General features: G+C 60.0%; 23 protein-coding genes and 1 riboswitch. Of the genes, 19 read left to right on the forward strand and 4 right to left on the reverse strand.

The window, feature by feature from the left end:
• Positions 1–261: 261 nt before the first annotated feature.
• From I2E13_RS09375 to I2E13_RS09390, 4 genes are all read left to right on the forward strand, one after another.
• Entirely contained in the window at positions 262–894 is a 633-nt protein-coding gene (locus tag I2E13_RS09375; RefSeq protein ID WP_195404928.1) for a hypothetical protein, read from the forward strand.
• Complete coding sequence (locus tag I2E13_RS09380) at positions 895–2,274, forward strand: ISL3 family transposase (RefSeq protein ID WP_195404929.1); 1,380 nt, start codon at positions 895–897, stop codon at positions 2,272–2,274.
• Positions 2,271–2,975 carry a hypothetical protein gene (locus I2E13_RS09385; RefSeq protein WP_117655011.1) on the forward strand — a complete coding sequence of 235 codons (705 nt, stop codon included), beginning with the start codon at positions 2,271–2,273 and terminating at the stop codon, positions 2,973–2,975. The genes I2E13_RS09380 and I2E13_RS09385 overlap by 4 nt, the downstream gene beginning before the upstream one ends.
• Before the next feature lie 547 nt (positions 2,976–3,522).
• The gene (locus I2E13_RS09390) at positions 3,523–5,646 is read left to right on the forward strand and encodes a DUF262 domain-containing protein (RefSeq protein ID WP_117778538.1); all 2,124 of its coding nucleotides are present in this window, start codon (positions 3,523–3,525) and stop codon (positions 5,644–5,646) included.
• Between the two features lie 66 nt (positions 5,647–5,712).
• Here the strand turns inward: I2E13_RS09390 and I2E13_RS09395 are convergent, their stop codons facing one another.
• Positions 5,713–6,135: a hypothetical protein gene (locus tag I2E13_RS09395; protein WP_117655009.1), complete on the reverse strand. Its 423-nt coding sequence runs from the start codon at positions 6,133–6,135 to the stop codon at positions 5,713–5,715.
• An 8-nt stretch (positions 6,136–6,143) separates the two neighbouring features.
• A riboswitch (SAM riboswitch) is annotated at positions 6,144–6,234 on the reverse strand.
• 268 nt (positions 6,235–6,502) lie between these two features.
• On the opposite strand from I2E13_RS09395, the gene I2E13_RS09400 reads away from it, so the two are divergent.
• Positions 6,503–7,825 carry an ATP-binding protein gene (locus I2E13_RS09400; protein ID WP_117655008.1) on the forward strand — a complete coding sequence of 441 codons (1,323 nt, stop codon included), beginning with the start codon at positions 6,503–6,505 and terminating at the stop codon, positions 7,823–7,825.
• A gap of 37 nt (positions 7,826–7,862) precedes the next feature.
• Here the strand turns inward: I2E13_RS09400 and I2E13_RS09405 are convergent, their stop codons facing one another.
• Positions 7,863–8,849, reverse strand: a complete 987-nt coding sequence (locus I2E13_RS09405) for a hypothetical protein (protein ID WP_117655007.1) — start codon at positions 8,847–8,849, stop codon at positions 7,863–7,865.
• A 123-nt stretch (positions 8,850–8,972) separates the two neighbouring features.
• Positions 8,973–9,626, reverse strand: coding sequence for a helix-turn-helix transcriptional regulator (locus I2E13_RS09410; RefSeq protein ID WP_117583047.1), 654 nt, complete (start codon positions 9,624–9,626; stop codon positions 8,973–8,975).
• Between the two features lie 277 nt (positions 9,627–9,903).
• On the opposite strand from I2E13_RS09410, the gene dpaL reads away from it, so the two are divergent.
• The 5 genes from dpaL (at position 9,904) to hydA (ending at position 16,124) form a co-directional block, all read left to right on the forward strand.
• The gene (gene dpaL, locus I2E13_RS09415; protein ID WP_195404930.1) at positions 9,904–11,118 is read left to right on the forward strand and encodes a diaminopropionate ammonia-lyase; all 1,215 of its coding nucleotides are present in this window, start codon (positions 9,904–9,906) and stop codon (positions 11,116–11,118) included.
• A 72-nt stretch (positions 11,119–11,190) separates the two neighbouring features.
• A complete protein-coding gene (locus I2E13_RS09420; RefSeq protein ID WP_055252228.1) occupies positions 11,191–12,576 on the forward strand; it encodes a YgeY family selenium metabolism-linked hydrolase in 1,386 nt (461 codons plus the stop codon).
• Positions 12,577–12,777: 201 nt separating this feature from the next.
• Positions 12,778–13,980, forward strand: a complete 1,203-nt coding sequence (gene ygeW, locus I2E13_RS09425) for a knotted carbamoyltransferase YgeW (RefSeq protein ID WP_195404931.1) — start codon at positions 12,778–12,780, stop codon at positions 13,978–13,980.
• Positions 13,981–14,132: 152 nt separating this feature from the next.
• Positions 14,133–14,747, forward strand: coding sequence for a nucleotidyltransferase family protein (locus I2E13_RS09430; protein ID WP_158550967.1), 615 nt, complete (start codon positions 14,133–14,135; stop codon positions 14,745–14,747).
• A 9-nt stretch (positions 14,748–14,756) separates the two neighbouring features.
• Positions 14,757–16,124, forward strand: a complete 1,368-nt coding sequence (gene hydA, locus I2E13_RS09435) for a dihydropyrimidinase (protein ID WP_195404932.1) — start codon at positions 14,757–14,759, stop codon at positions 16,122–16,124.
• Positions 16,125–16,243: 119 nt separating this feature from the next.
• Here hydA and yqeC read toward each other — a convergent pair whose 3' ends face one another.
• The gene (gene yqeC / locus I2E13_RS09440; RefSeq protein ID WP_195404933.1) at positions 16,244–16,978 is read right to left on the reverse strand and encodes a selenium cofactor biosynthesis protein YqeC; all 735 of its coding nucleotides are present in this window, start codon (positions 16,976–16,978) and stop codon (positions 16,244–16,246) included.
• 102 nt (positions 16,979–17,080) lie between these two features.
• On the opposite strand from yqeC, the gene yqeB reads away from it, so the two are divergent.
• The 9 genes from yqeB to rpmD all read left to right on the forward strand — a co-directional run bounded on the left by yqeB (position 17,081) and on the right by rpmD (position 22,332).
• The gene (gene yqeB, locus I2E13_RS09445) at positions 17,081–17,875 is read left to right on the forward strand and encodes a selenium-dependent molybdenum cofactor biosynthesis protein YqeB (RefSeq protein ID WP_099432042.1); all 795 of its coding nucleotides are present in this window, start codon (positions 17,081–17,083) and stop codon (positions 17,873–17,875) included.
• Positions 17,876–17,884: 9 nt separating this feature from the next.
• Positions 17,885–18,928, forward strand: coding sequence for an XdhC family protein (locus I2E13_RS09450; RefSeq protein WP_195404934.1), 1,044 nt, complete (start codon positions 17,885–17,887; stop codon positions 18,926–18,928).
• Between the two features lie 325 nt (positions 18,929–19,253).
• Positions 19,254–19,811, forward strand: coding sequence for a 50S ribosomal protein L5 (gene rplE / locus I2E13_RS09455; protein ID WP_006235260.1), 558 nt, complete (start codon positions 19,254–19,256; stop codon positions 19,809–19,811).
• 79 nt (positions 19,812–19,890) lie between these two features.
• On the forward strand, positions 19,891–20,076 hold the full coding sequence (locus I2E13_RS09460; RefSeq protein ID WP_022094280.1) for a type Z 30S ribosomal protein S14: 186 nt from the start codon (positions 19,891–19,893) through the stop codon (positions 20,074–20,076).
• A gap of 119 nt (positions 20,077–20,195) precedes the next feature.
• On the forward strand, positions 20,196–20,594 hold the full coding sequence (gene rpsH, locus I2E13_RS09465) for a 30S ribosomal protein S8 (RefSeq protein ID WP_006235262.1): 399 nt from the start codon (positions 20,196–20,198) through the stop codon (positions 20,592–20,594).
• 33 nt (positions 20,595–20,627) lie between these two features.
• Positions 20,628–21,164, forward strand: coding sequence for a 50S ribosomal protein L6 (gene rplF, locus I2E13_RS09470; protein ID WP_195404935.1), 537 nt, complete (start codon positions 20,628–20,630; stop codon positions 21,162–21,164).
• A gap of 75 nt (positions 21,165–21,239) precedes the next feature.
• Entirely contained in the window at positions 21,240–21,608 is a 369-nt protein-coding gene (rplR, locus tag I2E13_RS09475) for a 50S ribosomal protein L18 (protein ID WP_006235264.1), read from the forward strand.
• A 14-nt stretch (positions 21,609–21,622) separates the two neighbouring features.
• Entirely contained in the window at positions 21,623–22,147 is a 525-nt protein-coding gene (gene rpsE / locus I2E13_RS09480) for a 30S ribosomal protein S5 (RefSeq protein WP_055252236.1), read from the forward strand.
• 2 nt (positions 22,148–22,149) lie between these two features.
• Positions 22,150–22,332: a 50S ribosomal protein L30 gene (gene rpmD, locus I2E13_RS09485; RefSeq protein WP_006235266.1), complete on the forward strand. Its 183-nt coding sequence runs from the start codon at positions 22,150–22,152 to the stop codon at positions 22,330–22,332.
• Positions 22,333–22,334: the final 2 nt, after the last annotated feature.

A 22,334-nucleotide genomic window follows, 5' to 3' on the forward strand; every position in this document is an offset into this window, starting at 1 on the left:
GCAAATGGCGGGATTGCGTTGGCATGATTGGTTATTGAGCGTTGGTCAAAATGGTTGTTTTTACAGTAGCGCTAACAGACCGCCCTCTATTCCGCCGTCTCCGGGCCCGCCGAGATCTTCCGCGAGAGGTTCGCGGCGGCCAGGGACTCCTACGAGACTTGGCTGGAGTGCGCCAACCGGGCGGAGGCGGCCGGCGAGGCCGAGGGGACGGAGAGGGCCAAGAGGAGCGCGGACGAGGCGGCGGGACGCGTCGCGGAGCTGATGACCTTCAGGAAGAAGCTCTCCAAGTACTGCTCCGCCTACACGTTCCTGTCCCAGGCGCTCGACTTCGGCGACCCCGACCTCGAGGTGTTCTACAGCTTCGCAAAGCTGCTCGGCCACAGGATCGCGGGCACCTCGCTCGACGACGTCGACGTGCGCGGCCTCGTGCTTCGGGACTTCCGCATATCGGCCCAGAAGGTCCCCGAGGGGGTCGAAGGCGGCGAGCTCATGCCGATGGGCGCTGGCGGCTCAGGCACCGCGCCCAAGCGCGACACTATGGCGAGGATCGTGGAGAGGCTGAACCGCACGTGGGGCGACGAAGGTGACCCCCTCGTGAAGGCCCGAGCCGTCAACGCGGTCTCCGATGCCGTGGCGGCAGACCCCGTGACCAACACGCAGATTACGAACACGAGCAACACGAAGGAGGCCGTCCTCGCGGACGGGCGCCTGCGCAACATCGTCATCAGGGCCCTCATGTCGATGATGAGCAACGAGCTTGGAGACCTCGCCGAGCAGGCGCTCGACGACCCGCAGGCGATCGAGCCCCTGGCCGACCAGGTGTACGACCTCATCTCGCAGGGGAAGCGCTACGACATCGCCGAGCTCGCCTCCTACCTCTCGAGGGGAAAGTAGATGGGCGTGGCAGGCTACGTCGAGGAGCTGCTTGGTGTCCGGGACTGCGAGCTCATCGGCAGCGCGACCAAGGTCGATTGCGGTAGGAGGCTCCAGCAGTTCGACCTGAGATACCGCGGGCCCGTCCCCGCATCGTGTCCCGAGTGCGGCGGGACGCTGCACAGCCACGGCGCGAGGACCGTCGGCGTTGTGTCGACGCCACACCTGGGCATCCCGACGAGGCTCGAGATAGGGTTCCCGCGGATGCGATGCCCGGAGTGCGGCTACGTGTGGCGCCCGGCGATAGGCGGGATCGACGAGAGTCACCGGATGACGGAGGCGGCATACGCCGACATCGCCCAACGCTCGCTCAGGCTCACCTTCCGCGAGGTCGCCGAGGAGTACCCGCTCTCGCACGTCACCGTGAAGAGCGTCTTCGAGGACTACGTCCGCGAGAACGCCTCGAGGCTTCGCTTCAAAGTGCCGGCGTTCCTGGGCATAGACGAGAAGAACCTCAAGAGGGTCGGCATGGTGACCGTGATCACTGATCTCGAGCACAGGACGGTCTTCGACATGGTGCCCGGCAGGACGCAGTCCGACCTCGACGCCTATTTCTCCTCGTTGGAGGGCCTCGAGCGCGTACGATGGGTTTCGAGCGACATGTACCGGCCGTTCTGGAGGAGCATAGCCAAATACACCCCGAACGCGACATGGGTCATCGGCCACTTCCATGTCGTGAAGGGAGCCAACGAGGCCTTGGACGCGGTCCGCAAGGGCCTCCAGGGAGCTCTCGACAGGAAGGGTCGCCTTGAGCTAAAGAAGGGCCTCGCCTACGTCCTTAGGAAGCGGACGCGCGACCTCAGCCTCTACGAGGCGTCGGCCCTAAGGGCGCTACGGGAAGACTCCTCCTACTCGACGCTGATGACCGCGTACGACCTCAAGGAGGACTTCTTCGGCATTTACGACGACCATCCGTCCTCACGCGAGGAGGCTGAGGCGGCGTTCGACGCCTGGATTCGGGAAATTCCCGATGGCAGGGAGTTCGATCCGTTCAGAGCCCTTGCTCGGGCCGTTCAGAATCACCGCGAGTTCATCTTCAACTACTGGGAATGCCCCAGCCGTATCTCGAACGGCTACACCGAGTGCGCGAACCGGCTCATAAACGAGACGGACATGAGAGGGCGCGGATACTCGTTCGAGACGCTCCGGGCAAGGACCCTCTACCGCAGGCAGAACCTCGACCGCATCATCGCGAGCAACGGGCTCACGATCGGCCCTCGCATCGATGCACCCGGTCCGCTCTTCGTGACCGAGCCCGACCGCGAGGACGAGGCCGTCGATGAGTTCATAGACCCGAGGTCGGGAGTGGAGGTCGACGCAACGACGGGAGAGATGCTGTGAATTCGAGGCTCGACGAAATTGCAGCCTGGGAGCCAAGGCCTTCAGGCGGCCTGAAATGCGATGCCAACGAATACGGCTTTCCGACCGTAATCCATCGCACACCAAGCAGGCTCGTGGAGGAATGCGAGAAGGCCTTCGATGCGGGGCTTCTCCTCGCGGCACTGAACCTCGTCGTGACCATACCGGACGTCTGCGCAAAAGCCGTCGGCATGCGATACATCGACTGGTGCGTTAAATACCTGGAGCTTCCCAATACCGGCGAAAAGATGGCGGCAGAGCGAAAAGACGAGAAGAGTCAAAGTGAGATAAGCGAGGAGTTCGACGTTATAGAGGCGCGAGGTATATTCACAGCTTCAGACCTCTATCAACTGCGTTGCGCCGTTATCCATGCGGGATCATCAGTCATCGAAGGCAGAGGGGAGGATTATAGTCCTTATAAGGTTATCGGGGTATGCGTTCACGGCGACGCTCATGGGATCGTCGCGAGCTATGGCCATACCGGGGCGGGTACGGAGAACCTGAAGGGGTGCGCATACGATTGCGTCATCAAGCTCGAAGGCCTCGTCTCCCTCATGGCCAAGGGCGTTGTGTCTTTCCTCGAAGAAGATCCCGAGCGGGATTGCGAAAGGACCATCAAGTCGGGGATAGACCGCAGAGGCGTGACGGATTTTAGATCGCTAATCCAACGGCCCGTTCGTTAAATATGTGGTTGGAGTTGTGCTAATACCATTTGTAAAATAAATGGTTGGAACTTGATAGCCCGGTTCTTACTTTGCCAACCGGTAATTTACTAACTTCCAACCATTTATGTTACATGCCCTTTTGTTTTTAACGCAAGCTTTATGCCGGTGAGCTTGTGTTCGATGCCACTTGTCGAGGCTGAGTGCAGGTCGGCGACTTGCTCGATGTCTGATTTGCCCTTCGATCAGTTCTTGTCGAGCCCCTTTGGGCGGGAGAGGCAGCGATCTAGATATCCGCTCTTGGCATATGAGACAAGAAGCCCGTAAGACTGTGGCAATGTCAAAAGGCATACACAAGTGTCAGTCTTTTGACATCGTATGATTTTGGGGAGTGGCGTGCAGCGATCGCGCGCCACCATGACGGCGTAAGTGTTTGCTTTCGTTGTAGAATCTAACGATATGAGCATCCCGGTTGCTTCAGTGCTTCGATGCTCTCGTCTTTAGCGCCCTCCGCTCAGTGGAGGACTGACTGCAAACGGCGTAAACAAGAAAAGGGGAGCAAGCGCAAATGAAAGCAACCGAGGCAAATCTGCTCGACCTTATGGGCGTGGCGAAGATGCAGTTCGTCATTCCCGTGTACCAGCGAGTTTACTCGTGGAGTGTAAAAGAGTGCGAGGTGCTTTGGGATGACGTCATGCGAGCGGGTCGTGATGGCGTATCGCACTTCGTGGGGTCGATGCTCTATATCCCCGAGTCCGAGAGCTCTGCCACGAGCATTTCGCGCGTGCTTCTGATTGACGGACAGCAGCGCATGACGACGTTTTCGTTGATGATCGCTGCCTTGGCTGAATATCTGGAGGATAATCCCGACAAGGCCGGCTTCCTTGGCGATCTCAAGATCTCAGCGCTGCGGAAGAACTACCTCTTTAACGATGATGACTACAACGGTCTGGCGCGCTACAAGCTAGTGCTCTCGCAGGACGATAAAGAGACGCTGTTTTCCATCGTGTCTGGGTTTCCCATGCCAGATGAAAAATCGGATCGGATCGTCGAGAACCATGTGTTCTTCCGCGAAAAGATGCGCGGGAAATCATTCGACCCTGCAAGGCTTTGGGCGGGGCTAAACCGCGTGCAGGTCATCGACACAAAGCTCACCGCTGGCGTCGATAATGCCCAGCTCATATTTGAGTCCATGAACTCCAAGGGCAAGCCCCTCATGCCCATCGATCTCATACGCAACTATGTTCTTATGTCGCTTCCTAACGACGAACAGACCAAGCTCTACGAGGGCTACTGGCATCCCATTGAGCGTCTGTTTGGAAAAGGGGGCGAGAGCGAGTTTAACGCCTTCATTTGGTACTGGCTGTGGCTCAAGGTTCCCAATAGGCAGCCAAAGGAGAATGAGGCTTATTACGAGTTCAAACGGTATTTTACCGATGACTACGACGGAGACACCGAGAGTCTGCTCAAGGAGTTGCGCGAGTATGCGCAAAGGTATGCCAGCCTGTTCCAAGACAAAGAAAAGGACGCTGACCTACGTCGGGTGTTCAGCAGAATCGTAAGCCTTGATGTGAGACAGATCAGGCCTCTTTTGATGCTGCTCTACTCGGTTTACGAGAGAAATAGGCTAGACCGCAACGCGTTCCTTCGCATCTGCGAGACTATCGAGTCGTTCCTGTTCAGGCGAGCGGTTTGCGGCAGGCTTACCACGGGCCTAAATAATTTCTTTGCCGGCATGTATCGCAACCTTGAGCAACAGGACGATATAGAGGAGTATGTTACGGCGATGCTTCTTATCCATAGCAGCGGTATGACTGCGTACTTTCCGACAGACGAGCATTTTGTCGAGGAGTTTAAGACGCGTGACTGCTACAATCGCTTCTCCAAAAAGCGCTATTACCTGGAACGCATGGAGAACTGGCACCACCCGAAGGAGTCCATCTCGGCTGACGATTACCAGATCGAGCACGTCATGCCCCAGACGATCGATGATGAGCACGGCTGGAAGGAATCGCTTGGCGAGAACTGGGAAGACATCCACGACAGGCTGTGCAACAACTTGGGAAATCTAACGCTGACGGGCTACAACCAGGAGTACTCAAACCGGTCGTTCTCGGACAAGCTCAATCTTCCGGACGTGGGGCTTAAGTGCAGTCCGCTCCACCTGAACAAGTCGATCGCCTCGCATGAAAAATGGGGCGAGGAGGAGATTAGGCAGCGTGCGGACGAGCTGGCGAAAGAGGCGTGCGAGATATGGAAGTACCCCGATCTTCCGGCAGATGTCGTTGACAAGTATCGCCCCTCTCGCGGGGAGTCTGACGAGGCTCCTGTCTGGACTCTGCAGGAGAATCACCCAACTTTTGCCGAAGGCGGACTCAACCAGAGGCTTTTCGATGAGGTGTGCGAGTCCGTTCTGAGTGGTAACCCTTCGTGGGAGTCCTATATAGCCAAGTACTATGTGGGCTTCAGGTCGGGCAAGCGAAAATTGCACGCCGTGCTAGAAGGCAGGACCAGCAATGGTGGCTGGATTGCCGTTGGCCTGGCAAAGAGCGTTGACGATCTGACGGATCCAGAGGGCCTGTGTCAGGACAAGCGCTCACAGGGCGGATTTGGCCCGGGTCTACCGACCTATGTCGCACTTCGGAATGCCGATGACATTCCCGCGGTGCTCGATCTTATAAAGCAGTGCTAGGCAAGGGCCGGGAATCTAATTCTCGGCCCTTGCTATCTCGGAATTGCCGATGGCTTATCTGCCCACCTAAACTCCCGCAATCCCACGCGCCGCACTCAACAGCTCGTACTCCCTCTGGCTCCACTGGCGCAGTTCAGCGGCGTCGACGGCGTCGCGGCACAGGTCCAGGAACACCTCGGCGCCCTCGCAGAAGCACTCGCGGGCAAAGGCGCCCGATCCGTCTGCAACGCACGCGCCGTCGGCGAAGAGCTTCCAGCTGGACGGCTCACGCGAGTCATTTCCGAGCAACTTGATCTGCAGCACGTGAGGGTCTCCGGCAACGCAGAGCTCTTCCTCGAGCGCCTGCACCGTAAAGCGCATCTGATGGGAGAGACTGCTCTTGACCATGGCCGAGGCATAGCCGCTCGGCTCGTCCAGAAGATGCATTCGTTTTGGCTTGGCTACCAGGTTGTGGAAGTTGCGCTCACTGCGCACGGAGAAATTGTCCATACGGACTCCTTTCATCGATGTTGGCAGGGCCACCGTGCCTCTTGGCCGGTTGGCGTCGGGATCGTGGAGCCAACTCTCTACCCCGACTCTGGATAAAACGTGCCCGCTCCTTGCAGGCACGGTGGAGTCTATCAGCGCGCGCGGACACAAATCAAGCGCGCTTGCGAAATGACGCGCGGGCGGCGCTTGATTTCGCCGGCTGCTGTTAGGCTTAAATTCGAAAAAATGTCGAAATATCCCGTGTAAAAGTACGGAAAAGTGTCGTGATACACACTTTAAAACCTCGAAAAAGTGTCGAAATGAGCACCTAGCAACCACGGAAAAGTGTATCCTAGTGCTAAAACAGCACGTAATAAGGGGTACGCTTATGCTGCAGAGAAAAGCGAAAGCACAGTTTGAATCTTGGCTTGCCTCGTCGCCTAACAAGGCTCTTTTGGTCAAGGGCGCCCGACAGGTGGGAAAGTCATATTTGGTCAACGTCTTTGCAAGCGAATCGTTCGAAAATGTCGTGACGTTCGACCTTATCGCCGACGCGTCCGTGCGCGATTCGTTTTTGGCGGCAAAAAGCGCGGATGACCTGCTTATGCGCATGTCTATTGCTGCAACGCAGCCGATGGTTGCGAACAAGACCGTTGTGGTTATCGACGAGGTGCAGCGATGCCCCAACGTAGTGACGTTTATCAAATACCTGGTCCAGCGCGGCGACTTTCGATACATCCTTACCGGATCGCTCCTTGGCGTTGAGCTCGAGGGCATCGATTCCCTGCCGGTGGGGTATGTCGAGCAGGTCCAGATGTACCCGCTCGACTTTGAGGAGTTCTGCTGGGCAAGCGGCGTTGCTGCCGGAGCGTTTGACATGCTCAGGGGTTGTCTAAAGGACGAAAAGGAGCTCCCCGGCTATCTGTATGACCGCTTGCTCAATCTGTTCCATCAGTATGTGGTGGTGGGGGGCATGCCCGACGCGGTCAATTCCTTCTTGGCGACGCGCAATGTCGACGAGGTTCGAAACATCCATCGCGATCTTCACGCCCTGTATCGCGATGACATCGCAAAGTACGCTCCGCCTGAGCTACGCTTGGTTATTCGCGATATCTATGATCTGATTCCCAGCGAGGCCGGCTCCAAAAACAAGCGATTCAAACTGTCATCGATTAACGGTGTCAAACGTTTTTCGCAGGTGACAGATCATTTTCTCTGGCTATCGGAGGCGGGTGTCGCGCTTCCCGTGTATAACGTAGCGGCGCCCGTGGCACCCCTTTTATTGGGGGAGCAACGAAATCTGTTCAAGCTGTTTTACTTGGACACCGGAATGCTCATGTCGTCGTATTCCAAAAGGGTCGCCCAAGGAGTTTTTGATGGGGAGGCGGAAGACGCCTTTGGCATGAACATGGGGGCGGCGTTTGAGGGCTTCGTTGCCCAAGAGCTCAAAGCCCACGGATTCAGATTGCGCTACTTTACGTCTAAAAAAGTCGGCGAGCTCGATTTTGTGGAGGAGACGCTCGATGGGGAGGTCCTTGCCATCGAGGTCAAGTCGGGCAAGAGCTTTAAGTCCCATGCGGCGCTCGACAACGCGCTCGCGACGAAGGGCTACGGAATCGATCGCGCCCTGGTACTTGCGGAATGTAATCTTCACCGCGATGGTGACGTGCTGTATCTGCCCATCTTTATGGCAGGGCTTTTGGAGCCGTAACATGCCGCCGGCTCTTCCGGCCCTCCCTTAACCCTCGCTACTCGTCGTCTCCGTCGTTGGGGTCGCCCTTGAGGGTGTTGATGTCCAGGTACTCGTCATCGTTCTCTTTTTGCTGGGTCTCCGACTCCGCTTGGGTGGGGCCGGAGAACAGACGGAATCCCTCAAACGCAATGACGCCGAGCAGGGCAATGACAATGGCGATAAAGGCAACCTTGACTGCCTGCGGAAATTCCGAGAAATGCAGTGCCTTTTCCTCGGCGTAATAATCGGCGAAGCGCTCTTCGCCCGTGCTTTTGGTATACGCCGGCGCGGACGCGGCCTCCGGGTCATATTCCGGTGCAGGCGTGGCAGCGTACGGATCGTTGAGATAATCGCTCGATGCGGTGCCATAATCCTCGGTCTCGATGCGATCGGTGCCAGCATAGCCATCGGAATAATCGGAATATGCCGCACCGCCCTCATAGTCCGCGGCGCTCGTGTTGGCGGCAAAAAGCGGGTTAACTGGAACGTCGAGCGCCGGCATGCCGGTAGAGGTCTCATCCAGATCGGCTGCAGCCCAGGAATCGTAGGCAACCTGATGGGCAACGGGCTCATCGAGCCTTGTGACCGGAGACTTGCGTGCCGCAGGAACAGGCAACTGCTGGGCGCTGTACATAACGGTGCTGTCGGCCGATTTGTTCCGCGTCGCCGCAGCGAGAAATGCCGCCGTCTCGGACGGGTCGCTTGCGGGGCGGGGAGTGGGCGTGGGCGCCGAAATGGGTGCGGGCGTAGACGCGGGCGTCGAAACAGGCGGCTGCGCAGGAGTCGGCGCAGATGCGGGCTTAGGCGCAAGTGCGGAATTGGGGCTTGACGGGCGAACCCCACCGCCCATGAGTTCGTCGGCGGTCCACGGGCGATCATCCATCACGTCGTCAAGGCTCAGCGAAAACAGGTCGTCTTCACCCTCATCGAACATGCGGTGCACATGTCCACCAATTGCCGGAATCAATCCGCGACCGGTGCATGATGCCTTGCTCAACGCCATTCTGTTCCACCCTTTCGAAATACTAATGACATCGATTATATGGAACTTTCCAAGCGGCTCGGTCTTGGATTCATGCTCTCCAGAACTCGCGCCCAAAAGGGGAGGGGCAATCTGGGCGAGTGCCTACTTGTCGTCGGCCGCCGCCTTGGCCTCATTGAGGTAGCTATAGAAGCTGTACTTGGAGATGCCAAAGAACTCGCAGGCGCGCTCGCTCGACTTGGAAATGAGGAAGGCGCCGCGACGGTCGAGGTAGCCAATGGCACGAATGCGCTCATCTTTGGTCATGAGCGCCGCGGGCTTGCCCACAAACTGCTCGCACTCGTGCAGCAGGTCCTCGAGCAAGTCGCCGATGTTCTTGGTAATGGGCTCGGGCTCGGTGTAGCCCGTGCCGCCGGTGCCGGTAAAGGCGTCGAGCGAACGCTCAAAAGCCTTCATAAGCGTAATGTCAAAGTTGATGCCCAAAATGCCGACGGGCTTGCCCTCATCGTTGCGGATAAAGATGGTCGAGGACTTGAGCAGCTTGCCATCGGTGGTTTTAGTGAGGTACGGCTCGCGGTCGTGTACGTCGGTGGTGCCCTCGTGCATGGACTCAAACACGATATGGCTGGGGCCGTCACCCAGTTTGCGCCCGCTGACGTGGCCGTTTTCGATCACTACGATGGAGTGGTCCACGTCCTCGGTCTCCAGATCGTGGACGACGACTTCGCAGTTGGGACCAAATTGGAGCGCCAGACCGTGTGCGAGGCGCTTGTAAAACTCAATCTGTGCGGGGGTCATGGGTGCCTTCCTAAAAATTAGTTTGGGCACACTTTGCCATAAACCCCACTTGTTCGCAAATAACGAAATCGTCGCTGTGTTATGTGACCGTTCGGCGGCGAAAAGGTACCGATTACGGCAACAAACAATTTGTTAGGTTTTCCAATCAAAAAGTGTGATAGAACAGTGCTAACAAACTTTTTGTTTGGCATCCACATAAAAGTTCAGCCGTGTGAATGGGATCGGGCTGAAACGCGTATGCGGGGGCCGGCAAGAGAGAACTTAAGGAGTTCACCGTATGGCCGATAAGATCCAGTGGGCGGGCAACACGATGCCCAAGAGCGATGACAAGCACTTGGGAATCATGAGCCTCGACCACGTGAAGAAGGCCCGCGCCTTCCACCAGTCGTTCCCCCAGTACACCGTCACTCCGCTTGCCCGCCTGGATGGCCAGGCCGCGCGCCTGGGCCTGTCCAACCTGTGCGTTAAGGACGAGAGCTATCGCTTTGGCCTCAACGCCTTTAAGGTCCTGGGCGGTTCGTTTGCCATGGCCAACTACATTGCCGACGAGACCGGCAAGGACGTTGCCGAGTGCACCTTCGATTACCTGACCTCCGATCAGCTTGCCAAGGACTTTGGCCAGGCCACCTTCTTTACCGCCACCGACGGCAACCATGGCCGCGGCGTGGCATGGGCTGCCAACAAGCTGGGCCAGAAGGCCGTCGTGCACATGCCCAAGGGTTCCACCAAGCCCCGCTTTGATAACATCGCCGCCGAGGGCGCCACGGTGACCATCGAAGAGGTCAACTACGACGAGTGCGTGCGCATGGCCGCCGCCGAGGCTGACGCCTGCGAGCGCGGCGTCATCGTTCAGGACACCGCCTGGGAGGGCTACGAGAAGATCCCGTCTTGGATCATGGAGGGCTACGGCACCATGGCTTCCGAGGCTGCCGAGCAGCTGCGCGAGATGGCCATCAACCGCCCGACGCACGTGTTTGTCCAGGCTGGCGTGGGTTCGCTCGCCGGCGCCGTGGTGGGCTACTTCACCAACCTGTATCCCGATAACCCGCCCACCTTCGTCGTGGTCGAGTGCGCGCCTGCCGCCTGCCTGTACAAGGGCGCTGCCGCCGGCGACGGCGACCCGCGCATCGTGGACGGCGACATGCCCTCCATCATGGCCGGCCTGTGCTGCGGCGAGCCCAACATTCTGGGCTGGGATATCCTGCGCAACCACACCACCGCCTTCGTGTCCTGCCCCGACTGGGTCACCGCTCGCGGCATGCGCGCTCTGGGCGCTCCCGAGAAGGGCGACCCGCGCGTCATCTCTGGCGAGTCCGGCGCTGTGACCACCGGTCTGGTCGAGACCCTCATGCTCGATCCCGAGTACGCCGAGCTCAAGGAACTCATCGGCCTGGACAAGACGAGCTCCGTGCTCTGCTTCTCCACCGAGGGCGACACCGATCCGGATCAGTATCGCCGCATCGTCTGGGAAGGCGAATACCCCACTTGCTAATACTGGGCGGAGTAAATAGGTATCGCTCCGCCACCCCACAGGTAGATTCCTTCGTTTGAAAGGTTATGAACAATGGCTAAAGAACTCGATTTCGACGCTATCAAGGCTGCCGCTGAGTCCCATCGTGCTGATATGACTCGCTTCCTGCGCGCCATGATCTCTCACCCCTCTGAGTCCTGCGAGGAGGGTGAGGTTGTTGCCTGCATCAAGGCCGAGATGGAGAGCCTTGGCTATGACGAGGTCAAGGTCGACGGCCTGGGCAACGTTATGGGCTTTATGGGCGAGGGCGACAAGATCATCGCCATCGACTCCCACATCGACACCGTCGGTATCGGCAACATCGAGAACTGGGACGCCGATCCCTATGAGGGCTACGAGACCGACGAGATCATCTACGGCCGCGGCGGCTCCGACCAGGAGGGTGGCATGGCTTCTGCTACCTACGCTGCCAAGATGATGAAGGACATGGGCCTCATCCCCGAGGGCTACAAGATCATGGTCGTCGGCACCGTCCAGGAAGAGGACTGCGACGGCATGTGCTGGCAGTACATCTACAACAAGGACGGCATTAAGCCCGAGTTCGTCATTTCCACCGAGCCCACCGACGGCGGCATCTATCGCGGTCACCGCGGCCGCATGGAGATCCGCGTCGACGTTCACGGCACCTCCTGCCACGGCTCCGCTCCCGACCGCGGCGACAACGCCATTTACAAGATGGCCGACATCATCGCCGACGTCCGCGCCCTCAACAACAACGGCTGCGACGAGTCGACCGACATCAAGGGCCTCGTCAAGATGCTCGACCCCAAGTACAACCCCGAGCACTTCGAGGATGCCCGCTTCCTGGGCCGCGGCACCTGCACCGTCAGCCAGATCTTCTACACCAGCCCCAGCCGCTGCGCTGTCGCTGACTCCTGCGCCATCTCCATCGACCGTCGCATGACCGCCGGCGAGACCTGGGAGTCCTGCCTGGACGAGATCCGCAACCTGCCGGCCGCCAAGAAGTACGGCGACGACGTGAAGGTCTCCATGTACATGTACGACCGTCCGTCCTGGACCGGCGAGGTTTACGAGACCGAGGCTTACTTCCCCACGTGGATCAACAAGGAGACCGCTCCGCACGTCAAGGCCCTCGTCGACGCCCACAAGGCCATGTTCGGTGACGAGCGCATCGGCTGCGAGCCCAGCATGGACAAGCGCACCGGTCGTCCGCTGTGCGACAAGTGGACCTTCTCCACGAACTGCGTTTCCATCCAGGGCCGCTATGGCATCCCCTGCGTCGGCTTCGGCCCGGGTGCCGAGTCTCAGGCTCACGCCCCCAACGAGGTCACCTACAAGGACGACCTGGTCACCGCTGCCGCCATGTATGTGGCTGCCCTGAACCTCTACGATCCGAGCCAGGCCGATGGCGACGCCACCGTGTTCCGCGCCGGTCTGACCAACAACAAGATCGATTAGTCCCATTCCTCGATCTTGTTGAGCCGGGGACATCTCGTGTCCCCGGCACCCCCTGTTGACTTGGGGCCCGTGGTCGTTATCTCCCATGCTTCCTCAACGGTAGCGGGTCCTCGTCATAGTGCTCTGCATGTTCTAGCCACACGCGCATGCCGGAGCGCATCTACTCATTGCGATCGTTTCATCTTTGGAAAGGATATTTACATGGACGCCAAGTTTACCGAGCTCGTCGAGCAGCTGAACGGCCTCGATTTTAAGGGTATGTACGGCAGCGACTTCCTGCACACCTGGGATAAGACCACCGATGAGCTCAAGGCGCTCTACATCGTCGCCGACGCCCTGCGCCAGCTGCGCGAGAACAACGTCTCTCCCAAGATCTTCGACTCGGGTCTGGCCGTCTCCCTATTCCGCGACAACTCCACCCGTACGCGTTTCTCCTTCTCTAAGGCCGCCAACCTGCTCGGCCTTGAGCTGCAGGACCTGGACGAGAAGAAGTCCCAGATCGCTCACGGCGAGACCGTCCGCGAGACCGCTACCATGATCTCCTTCATGGCCGACGTCATCGGCATCCGCGACGACATGTACATCGGCAAGGGCGACGCCTACATGGCCGAGGTCTCCGAGTCTGTCCAGCAGGCTTACGAGGACGGCGTTCTGGATCACCGTCCCACGCTCATCTCCCTGCAGTCCGACTCCGATCATCCCACGCAGTCCTCTGCCGACATGCTCTACCTCATCAACGAGTTTGGCGGCCTTGAGAACCTCAAGGGCAAGAAGGTTGCCGTCACCTGGGCCTATTCGCCCTCTTACGGCAAGCCGCTGTCCTGCCCGCAGTCGCTGATCAGCCTGCTGCCCCGCTTTGGCATGGACGTCACCCTGGCCCACCCCGAGGGCTACGACCTCATGCCCGAGGTCGTTGAGCGCGCCAAGGGCTATGCCGCCGAGTCCGGCACCACCTTTAAGCAGGTCAACACCATGGCCGAGGCCTTCGAGGGCGCCGACATCGTAATCCCCAAGAGCTGGGCTCCGTTTGCCGCCATGGAGAAGCGTACCAACCTGTACGCCGAGGGCGACGACGCCGGTATCGCTGCGCTCGAGAAGGAGCTGCTCGCCCAGAACGCCACCCATCAGGACTGGTGCTCCACGACCGCGCTCATGGAGAAGACTGCCAACGGCCAGGACACCATCTTTATGCACCCGCTGCCCGCCGACATCTCCGGTGTTTCTTGCGAGCACGGCGAGGTCAACGCCGACGTCTTCGACATGCACCGTGTGGGCATGTACAAGGAGGCCAGCTACAAGCCGTACGCCATCGCAGCCATGATGTTCCTGCAGAAGGTTGCCGATCCCGCCGCTACCCTCAAGGCCCTCGACGAGCGCAACACCGCCCGTTGGTTCCAGGCCTAAAGCTGGGTTGAGGTAAGCCATGTAAAGGGGGGGCGCTCTGCCAACCGGCGGGGTGCCCCTTTTTGCATCGTGGGCGTGCGGGATAAGCGCTTTCGATGTAGATGCCCCGCGACGCGAGTTATGGGTACGATGGTTTCAGGGGAGGTATCGCCATGAAACTTGGTTGCGTGATTATGGCTTCGGGCGAGGGCAAGCGATTTGGCTCTAACAAGATGCTCGCCGATATCTATGACGAGCCGCTGATTGCCCGGACCATTGATTCGGTTCCCCGGGGCTTTGACGTTGTGGTTTCGACGCGTTGGCCCGAGGTCGCTCGGATTTGCGAGGATAAGCATTGCCCGTGTGTGCTGCACGATGGCGAGCTGCGCAGCGAAAGCGTCCGTGCGGGGCTTTCGTGGGGAGTCGAACGCAACTGGAAAGGTTGCCTCTTTTTGCCGGGCGACCAGCCGCTCGTGAGTTCGGATTCTTTTGAGGCTATGGTTCGTGCATTTGACGAGCGTGGCCGCAAGCATCCGGTGCGCCTTGCGTGCAACGGTGAGCCTTCGAGCCCGGTGATCTTTCCGGCGGAACTGTTCGATGCACTTATGTGTCTTGAGGGTAAGGACGGCGGCGGTTCGATCCTCAAGGACCGTGCCGACGTGGTGCTGGTCGAGGCGCGTGCCTACGAGCTGTGGGACGTCGATACCGTCAAAGGACAGCGACGCATAACGGAGCATATCGCCGCCTGCTCGTATTTTGATCGCGTGGCCAACTGCATCAATCAATAAGGAGCAATTATGATCATCATCAAAAACGGCGCACTCGTGACGCCCCAAGGGCTTCGCCGCGCCGATCTTGCCATGGATGGCGATAAGATCGTACGGATTGCCGCGGCGATTGAGCCGGCCGAGGGCGATACCGTCGAGGATGCTGCGGGCTGCTGGGTGTTCCCGGGCTTTATCGATGGGCACACGCACATGCAGTGCTGGACCGGCATGGATTGGACAGCCGATAGCTTTGAGACCGGCACGCGCGCGGCTGCCTGCGGCGGCACGACGACCATTGTGGACTACGCGACGGCCGATCGCGGCGTGACCATGCCCGATGCCTTGGTCGAGTGGCATCATCGCGCCGACGGCACCTGCACCGCCAACTATGCCTTCCATATGGCGCTTGCCGAGTGGAATGAGCGCAACCGCGCCGATCTTTTGGCCATGCGCGAGGCGGGCGTGTCGTCGTTTAAGACCTACTTTGCCTACGACCATCTGCGCCTGGACGATGCCGAGACGCTCGAGGTGCTGGAGGAGCTCAAGCGCGTGGGCGGTATCCTGTGCGTGCATTGCGAGAACGGCACGTTGGTCAACGCGCTGCAGAAGCGCGTGTTTGAGCAGGGTATCCACGGGCCCGAGGGTCATGCGCTCAGCCGTCCGGACGTGTGTGAGGCCGAGGCCGTGAGCCGCCTGCTGTATCTGGCGCACTTGGCCGGGGACGCTCCGGTCAACGTGGTGCACCTTTCGACCAAGCTGGGGCTCGAGGCCATTCGCGCTGCCAAAGCGCGCGGGCAGAAGAACATCTATGTCGAGACATGCCCTCAGTATCTGATGCTCGACGACACCTGCTATCTGGAGCAGGGCGAGGACGGCTTTGCGGGCGCCAAGTACGTGATGAGCCCGCCGCTGCGCCATGCCGGCGACCGTGCGGCACTGCGCGAGGCGCTTGTGGCCGGCGAGATCGATACGATTGCGACCGACCACTGTAGCTTTAACCTGCACGGGCAAAAGGACCGCGGGCGCGACGACTTCCGCGCGATTCCCAACGGCGGACCCGGCGTGGAGCATCGCCCCGTCGCGATCGCTACGAGCTTTGAGGGACAGCTGGGTCCCGAGGATCTGTGCCGCCTGATGAGCGAGAACCCGGCGCGCGTCTTTGGCATGTATCCGCACAAGGGCTGTCTTGCCGAGGGCGCCGATGCCGACGTGTGCGTGTGGGATCCCAAGGCGCGCTGGACGATTAGCGCCGCGACGCAGCATCAGGCCGTGGACTACACGCCGCTCGAGGGCTTTGAGGCGCACGGCCGCGCCAAGGCCGTGTTTGTGAACGGCGTGCTGGCCGCGCGCGACGGCGAGCCCACCGGGGCCCAGCCCGGTCGCTACGTGCCCCGCTAGCAGGAAGATCACCGGATTTCCCTCCGCAGTTGCGGTGGAATAGTTCCTGTTTAGCCGCCAAATAGGCCGTTTCAGGAACTATTCCACCGCAACTTATAGGCCTGCTGGGGCAGCGCCAGCTACTTGAGGTTGGTGGCGACGACGGGGCGGCCGAGGGCTGCCTGGAAGCGGTCGGCTATCGTTGAGTCGGCAAGCGTGTCGACTTGGTTGAGCATGATACGGGCATTGTTTAGGTTCAGCATCTGCATCTCGGCATTGAGCACCTGGGCGACGCGCTCGGGCGTGGCGATGTCGGTAGGCTCGCAGTCGCAGCGCTCGCAGAAGAGCTCGGGGCGGTGGACAACCTCGGCGACGGGCTTGCCCAGCCCCGAGGCGCCGACGACCCAGACAACGTTTGCCGTGGCGGCGGGAATTACCGGCTCCCAGGCGGCATGCGCCTTGAGCGGGAGTTGCTTGCTGCCATCTGCCTCGGCCAACACATAGTTAAAGCGCCGTGCCAGCTCGCCGAGCGGCTCGGCGGGGGCGGAGAGCTTGCCTGTCTCCGGGTCCAAAACACCCGCCTGGCAGATGCTTCCGCGGCTCATGCCAGCGCATACCTTGCAGGTGCAGCCGGGGACATGCGCGGCACCCGGCTTCCAAGGCGCGGCATCCAGGCGACGGTTTGACCCGTCCCACGGCACGCCGGCGACGGGAAACATGTGCGTGGTGGTGCAGAGGAGCACGCGGCCGCCAGCGCGCATGAGCTCGAGACCCAGCGTCTTTAGCAAGGTCGACTTGCCACCGCTGCCGATAATTGCGGTAATGCCCGGCTCGATCTTGAGCGCGGAGGCAAGGTTTCCGCTCGTCGTTTCCATCTGTTCACCGCCGTATAATACTGTGATAATAAATAATCATCAGAGTAGCGGCCGAACCGCTTTTGCTCTGCTCAAACCGTAGCACAGGGAGGTGCCCCGGGAATGCTCGTTTATGTTCGCGGCGCCGGCGATATCGCCACGGGCGTCGCCGCTCGCTTGGTGCGCGCCGGCGTTTCGGTCGTTATGGCCGATATCGCGGTTCCCACGTGCATCCGCCGCACAATCTGTTTTTGCGAGGCCATTCGCCTGGGCGAGGTCGAGGTCGAAGGCATTCGCGCTCGCTTGGCACAGACGCCGGCTGAGGCGCTTGAGATTACCGAGGCTGGAGACGTCGCCGTTGTGGTGGACCCTCAGGCCAAGATGCTCGATGAGCTTAAACCCGCTGCTGTGGTCGACGCGATTTTGGCTAAGCGCAACTTGGGCACCACGCGCGACATGGCGCCTGCCGTCATCGCCGTGGGGCCGGGCTTTACCGCGCCGGTTGACTGCGACGCCGTGGTCGAGACCATGCGTGGGCATTTCCTGGGCCGTGTCATTACCCAAGGTTCGCCCCAGCCCAACACGGGCGTGCCGGGCATTATCGCCGGCTATGGCAAGGAACGTGTTATCCACAGCCCCGCCGCCGGCGTGTTTCGGTCCGACCGCGCAATCGGCGACATCGTGAGCGCCGGAGACGTGATTGGCTACGCGGGCGATACGCCCATGTGCACGCAGATCGATGGCTGTCTGCGCGGGCTTTTGGCGAACGGCGTGCAGGTGACTGAGGGCTTTAAATGCGCCGATGTCGATCCACGCGGCGATGCCAGCTATATCAACTACATTTCGGACAAAGCGACGTCGGTCGGCGGCGGCGTGCTCGAGGCACTCGCTATGCTCACCGATGTCTTTAGAGGATAGAAGGCGGCAATGGAAAAGCTCGATGTTGTGAATGCGGCGCTTGCCGCCCTGCGTGCTGGCGAGACGTGCGAGCTGGTGGTAGTGGCCGGTACGGCGGGGTCGTCCCCGCGCGGTGTGGGCGCATGGATGACTGTCTTTGCCGATGGCAGCCAAGCGGGCACTATCGGCGGCGGCAAGATTGAGCTCTTTGCGCTGGACGAGGCGCGCGAGCTGCTGGCCGGGGGTAAATCGCGTCTGGTCCGCTACACCATGGGCGGCGAGAACTCCGATACCGGCATGATTTGCGGCGGAGCCATCTGCCTGTGCTACCTGCATCTGGATGCGACCCAGGCACCGTTGTTCCAGTCGGTTGCCGACGTCTTGGCCTATCGGCGCATCGGCGACTTCGCCATCGACTTTGAACCGTTTATCGCAAGTGCGCATGAAGGCGACGTTGCCGAATACCATGGCGAGGAGTCGCGCCGCACCATAATGGGCTGCCCCGAGCTTTCGCTGGTGGAGGAGGGGAGTAAGGTCACCTACACCAACGCGGCCTCCGAGATTCCCGCGGCGCACATCGAGACGCTCTGCCCCGAGGGCCTGACCTATATCTTTGGCTGCGGCCACGTGGGTGCTGCGACGGCGCGGGTGCTCACGGCGGCGGGCTTTGCCGTCGTGGCTTGCGACGACCGCCCCGGCACACTGACCCCCGAATGGGTGCCCGGTGTCTACGACCGTCGTCTGGTCGACTACAAGAACCTGAGCAAGCAGTGCCCCATCGGCCCGCGTGACCTAGTGGTCGTCGCCACGGCGGGTCACAAGTCCGATATCGACGTGGTGATTCAGGCCATGCACGCCAAGCCCGCCTATCTGGGCTGTCTGGGTTCGCGCCGCAAGACGGCCTTTGTGCGCGCCCGCCTGGAGCAGGAGGGCTTTACGCAGGACCAGATCGACGAGCTGCACCTGCCGATCGGTGTCGCCATCGAGGCCGAGGACCCCGAGGAGATCGCCATCTCCATCGCTGCCGAGATGATCCACCTGCGCCGCACCAAGCTCGTCCCCCGCAAGCGCTAATCGCATCCCCATATATGAGTTGCGGTGAAATACGGACTGTTAAAGCCTGTTAAGCCATCAAACAGTCCCTATCTCACCGCAACTGCTGTTTTCCTCCGTGCCCTAGGGATCAATTTGTGCGGGGGAGTTGTGGAGTTGTGCAGGCAGACGAGGTTTTTCTGGAAATACGCTCCCGATGCGCGTATAGTACCGATTGTTTTGTCGGCTCCTGCTGCGTCGAGTCCAAACCGCGAAATGCCATGAGCGGCGCGGATGCAGCCAGGAGGCACGAGGACAACCCATCGTGGCCACGCCCCGTGCTTAAAACCCCAAGAAGGAGTGAACAATGGCAGAAGAGAAGTATGTGCCGCGTCTGAAGACCAAGTACAACAACGAGGTCAAGCAGCAGCTTCAGGACAAGTTCCAGTACGAGAACGTCATGATGATCCCCAAGTTTGAGAAGATCGTCGTGAACATGGGCGTCGGCGAGGCCGCTACCGATTCCAAGGCCATCGACGGTGCCGTGCGTGACCTGCGCGCCATCACCGGCCAGCAGCCGATGATCACCCGTGCCCGCAAGTCCATCGCTACCTTCCGCCTGCGCGCTGGTATGCCGATCGGCTGCAAGGTTACCCTGCGTGGCGACCGTATGTGGGAGTTCTTCGATCGTCTGACCTCCGTCGCGATTCCCCGTATCCGCGACTTCCGCGGCATCTCCGCCAAGAGCTTCGACGGCCGTGGTAACTTCTCCATGGGCGTCACCGAGCAGCTCATCTTCCCCGAGATCGACTTCGACTCCGTCGATCACCAGCGTGGTATGGACATCACTTTCGTGACCACCGCCAATACCGATGAGGAGGCCAAGGCCCTTCTGGATGCCTTCGGTTTCCCGTTCAAGAAATAGGTTCACCTGCCCTATGAGCGCCGTTCCCAGAAGGGGGCGGCGCTTGGGGCGAACAATACTCTATGTGAGGAGGATATAAGTGGCTAAGACATCGATGATCGTCAAGTGCAATCGCAAGCAGAAGTTCTCTACTCGTGAGTACACGCGCTGCCAGCGCTGCGGCCGTCCGCACTCTGTGTACCGCAAGTTCGGCCTGTGCCGTGTCTGCTTCCGCGAGCTTGCACTCAAGGGCGAGCTTCCCGGCGTTAAGAAGGCCAGCTGGTAAGTCACTACCAGCGTTTCAAGCATCCGTTTGGAACAGGGAAAACGCGCTAGTTAGGCTTTGCCGTTAAGGGCGGCGAAGAACCAAGAGCACGTGTTCATCAAGAACGAAGGAGAATCTGTATGAACCTTACAGACCCGATCGCAGATATGCTTACGCGCATCCGTAACGCTAACTCTGTGAACAAGGCCACGGTCTCCATGCCGAGCAGCAAGAAGCTCGTCGAGATCGCTCGTGTTCTGCACGAGGAGGGCTACATCGAGGGCTACGATGTCGAGGACACCGTTCCCCAGAAGACTCTGCACATCACGCTTAAGTATGGTCCCAAGAAGGCTAAGGTCATCAACGGCATCCGCCGCATTTCCAAGCCGGGCCTGCGTAAGTACACCGGCGTTGCCGACATGCCCCGCGTCCGCGGTGGCCTTGGTACCGCCATTATTTCCACCAGCCATGGCGTCATGACCGACCGCGATGCTCGCAAGCACAACGTCGGCGGCGAGATCATCGCTTACGTCTGGTAATTCGCTCGGTAGGTAGAAGGAAAGGAGATCACCGTGTCTCGTATCGGTAATAAGCCTGTCCAGATTCCCGCCGGAGTCGAAGTGGCAGTCAACGGCAACAACATTGTCGTCAAGGGCCCCAAGGGCCAGCTCGAGCTCGATATCTATGAGAAGCTCGCTATCAACGTCGAGGACAACGTCCTCACCGTTTCCCGTCCCGACGACGAGCGTGAGACCCGTGCCCGCCACGGCCTCACCCGCGCCCTCATCCACAACATGGTTGTTGGCGTTTCCGAGGGCTTCGAGAAGAAGCTCGAGCTCGCCGGCGTCGGTTACCGCGTGCAGCAGAAGGGTAAGAACCTCGAGTTCTCCCTGGGCTTCTCGCACCCCGTGATCGTCGAGGCTCCCGAGGGCATCACTTTCGAGGTTCCCGATAACACCCACGTGAACGTCAAGGGTATCAACAAGCAGCAGGTCGGTCAGATCGCCGCTGAGATCCGCGGTCATCGTCCTCCCGAGCCTTACAAGGGCAAGGGTATCCACTACGTTGGCGAGCACATCCGCCGCAAGCTGGGTAAGGCCGCCAAGTAGTCGTAACCGACTCACTCGCATAAGACCAGCACCCCGTCAGGTGCTGGCAAGATCAACCTTTTTAGGAGTTTACGTATGAACAAGCATAAGGCGAAGCTGGAAGGCCTCAAGCGTCGTCAGCGTCGTGTTCGCGGCAAGGTCTCGGGTACTTCCGAGCGTCCGCGTCTTCGCGTGACCCGTACTAACGCCAACATCTATGCCCAGATCATCGACGACAGCAAGGGCTCCAGCCTGACGCTCGTCTCTGCCTCGACCCTCGAGGCCGAGTTCAAGGGCACCCACACCTCGAACAAGGAGGCTGCGGAGAAGGTCGGTCAGCTCGTTGGCAAGCGTGCCATCGAGGCCGGCATCACCAAGGTCGCCTTCGATCGCGGTGGCCGTATCTACCATGGCCGCGTCAAGGCCCTCGCCGACGGTGCTCGTGCCGCCGGTCTCGAGTTCTAGGAGGTATGTAGCACATGGCTCGTAATCAGAAGCAGCAGCGCGAGGCCTCCGAGTTCGAGGAGCGCGTCGTTTACATCAACCGCGTGTCGAAGACCGTCAAGGGTGGTCGTCGCATGAGCCTCGTCGCTCTCGTCGTCGTTGGCGACGGCAAGGGCAACGTCGGCGTTGGCATGGGCAAGTCCGCTGAGGTGCCCCTGGCCATCTCCAAGGCGTCTCTCGATGCCAAGAAGAACATGTTCCACGTGCCGGTGACCGAGCAGGGCACCATCCCGCACGAGGTTCTCGGCCACTTTGGTGCCGGCCGCATTATCATCAAGCCCGCTGTCGAGGGTACCGGCGTTATCGCCGGCGGCGCTGTGCGTCCCCTCTTCGAGCTTGCTGGCATCAAGAACGTCCTGTCCAAGTCCCTCGGTACCGACAACGGCCTCAACATCATCAAGGCTGCCGTCGAGGGCCTCAAGGAGCTCTCCAGCCCTGAGGACGTCGCGGCTCGCCGTGGCCTGACGGTCTCCGAGATGTTCGTCGGTAAGGAGAACTAAGCATGGCTGACACCATCAAGATCAAGCAGGTCCGCAGCACCAACGGTTGCAAGCAGGATCAGGTCCGTACTGTCCGTGCCCTCGGTCTCCACAGGATCCGCGAGGTTCGCGAGATTGCTGACAACGAGTCCGTCCGCGGCATGATCTTCAAGGTCAAGCACCTTGTCGAGATTGTAGAGGAGTAGCA

It is taken from the genome of Collinsella aerofaciens (genome assembly GCF_015554145.1).
GTDB lineage: Bacteria > Actinomycetota > Coriobacteriia > Coriobacteriales > Coriobacteriaceae > Collinsella > Collinsella aerofaciens_AA.

Excerpts from the sequence above, each read along its gene's own strand:
- I2E13_RS09405 (WP_117655007.1), bottom strand. The coding sequence starts at position 8,849 with ATGGCGTTGAGCAAGGCATCATGCACCGGTCGCGGATTGATTCCGGCA.
- I2E13_RS09430 (WP_158550967.1), top strand. The coding sequence starts at position 14,133 with ATGAAACTTGGTTGCGTGATTATGGCTTCGGGCGAGGGCAAGCGATTT.
- rplE (WP_006235260.1), top strand. The coding sequence starts at position 19,254 with ATGGCAGAAGAGAAGTATGTGCCGCGTCTGAAGACCAAGTACAACAAC.
- I2E13_RS09375 (WP_195404928.1), top strand. The coding sequence starts at position 262 with ATGACCTTCAGGAAGAAGCTCTCCAAGTACTGCTCCGCCTACACGTTC.
- I2E13_RS09450 (WP_195404934.1), top strand. The coding sequence starts at position 17,885 with ATGGAAAAGCTCGATGTTGTGAATGCGGCGCTTGCCGCCCTGCGTGCT.
- yqeB (WP_099432042.1), top strand. The coding sequence starts at position 17,081 with ATGCTCGTTTATGTTCGCGGCGCCGGCGATATCGCCACGGGCGTCGCC.
- I2E13_RS09410 (WP_117583047.1), bottom strand. The coding sequence starts at position 9,626 with ATGACCCCCGCACAGATTGAGTTTTACAAGCGCCTCGCACACGGTCTG.
- hydA (WP_195404932.1), top strand. The coding sequence starts at position 14,757 with ATGATCATCATCAAAAACGGCGCACTCGTGACGCCCCAAGGGCTTCGC.
- rpmD (WP_006235266.1), top strand. The coding sequence starts at position 22,150 with ATGGCTGACACCATCAAGATCAAGCAGGTCCGCAGCACCAACGGTTGC.
- ygeW (WP_195404931.1), top strand. The coding sequence starts at position 12,778 with ATGGACGCCAAGTTTACCGAGCTCGTCGAGCAGCTGAACGGCCTCGAT.
- I2E13_RS09420 (WP_055252228.1), top strand. The coding sequence starts at position 11,191 with ATGGCTAAAGAACTCGATTTCGACGCTATCAAGGCTGCCGCTGAGTCC.
- yqeC (WP_195404933.1), bottom strand. The coding sequence starts at position 16,978 with ATGGAAACGACGAGCGGAAACCTTGCCTCCGCGCTCAAGATCGAGCCG.
- I2E13_RS09390 (WP_117778538.1), top strand. The coding sequence starts at position 3,523 with ATGAAAGCAACCGAGGCAAATCTGCTCGACCTTATGGGCGTGGCGAAG.
- rpsH (WP_006235262.1), top strand. The coding sequence starts at position 20,196 with ATGAACCTTACAGACCCGATCGCAGATATGCTTACGCGCATCCGTAAC.
- rplR (WP_006235264.1), top strand. The coding sequence starts at position 21,240 with ATGAACAAGCATAAGGCGAAGCTGGAAGGCCTCAAGCGTCGTCAGCGT.
- dpaL (WP_195404930.1), top strand. The coding sequence starts at position 9,904 with ATGGCCGATAAGATCCAGTGGGCGGGCAACACGATGCCCAAGAGCGAT.
- I2E13_RS09395 (WP_117655009.1), bottom strand. The coding sequence starts at position 6,135 with ATGGACAATTTCTCCGTGCGCAGTGAGCGCAACTTCCACAACCTGGTA.
- rpsE (WP_055252236.1), top strand. The coding sequence starts at position 21,623 with ATGGCTCGTAATCAGAAGCAGCAGCGCGAGGCCTCCGAGTTCGAGGAG.
- I2E13_RS09380 (WP_195404929.1), top strand. The coding sequence starts at position 895 with ATGGGCGTGGCAGGCTACGTCGAGGAGCTGCTTGGTGTCCGGGACTGC.
- I2E13_RS09400 (WP_117655008.1), top strand. The coding sequence starts at position 6,503 with ATGCTGCAGAGAAAAGCGAAAGCACAGTTTGAATCTTGGCTTGCCTCG.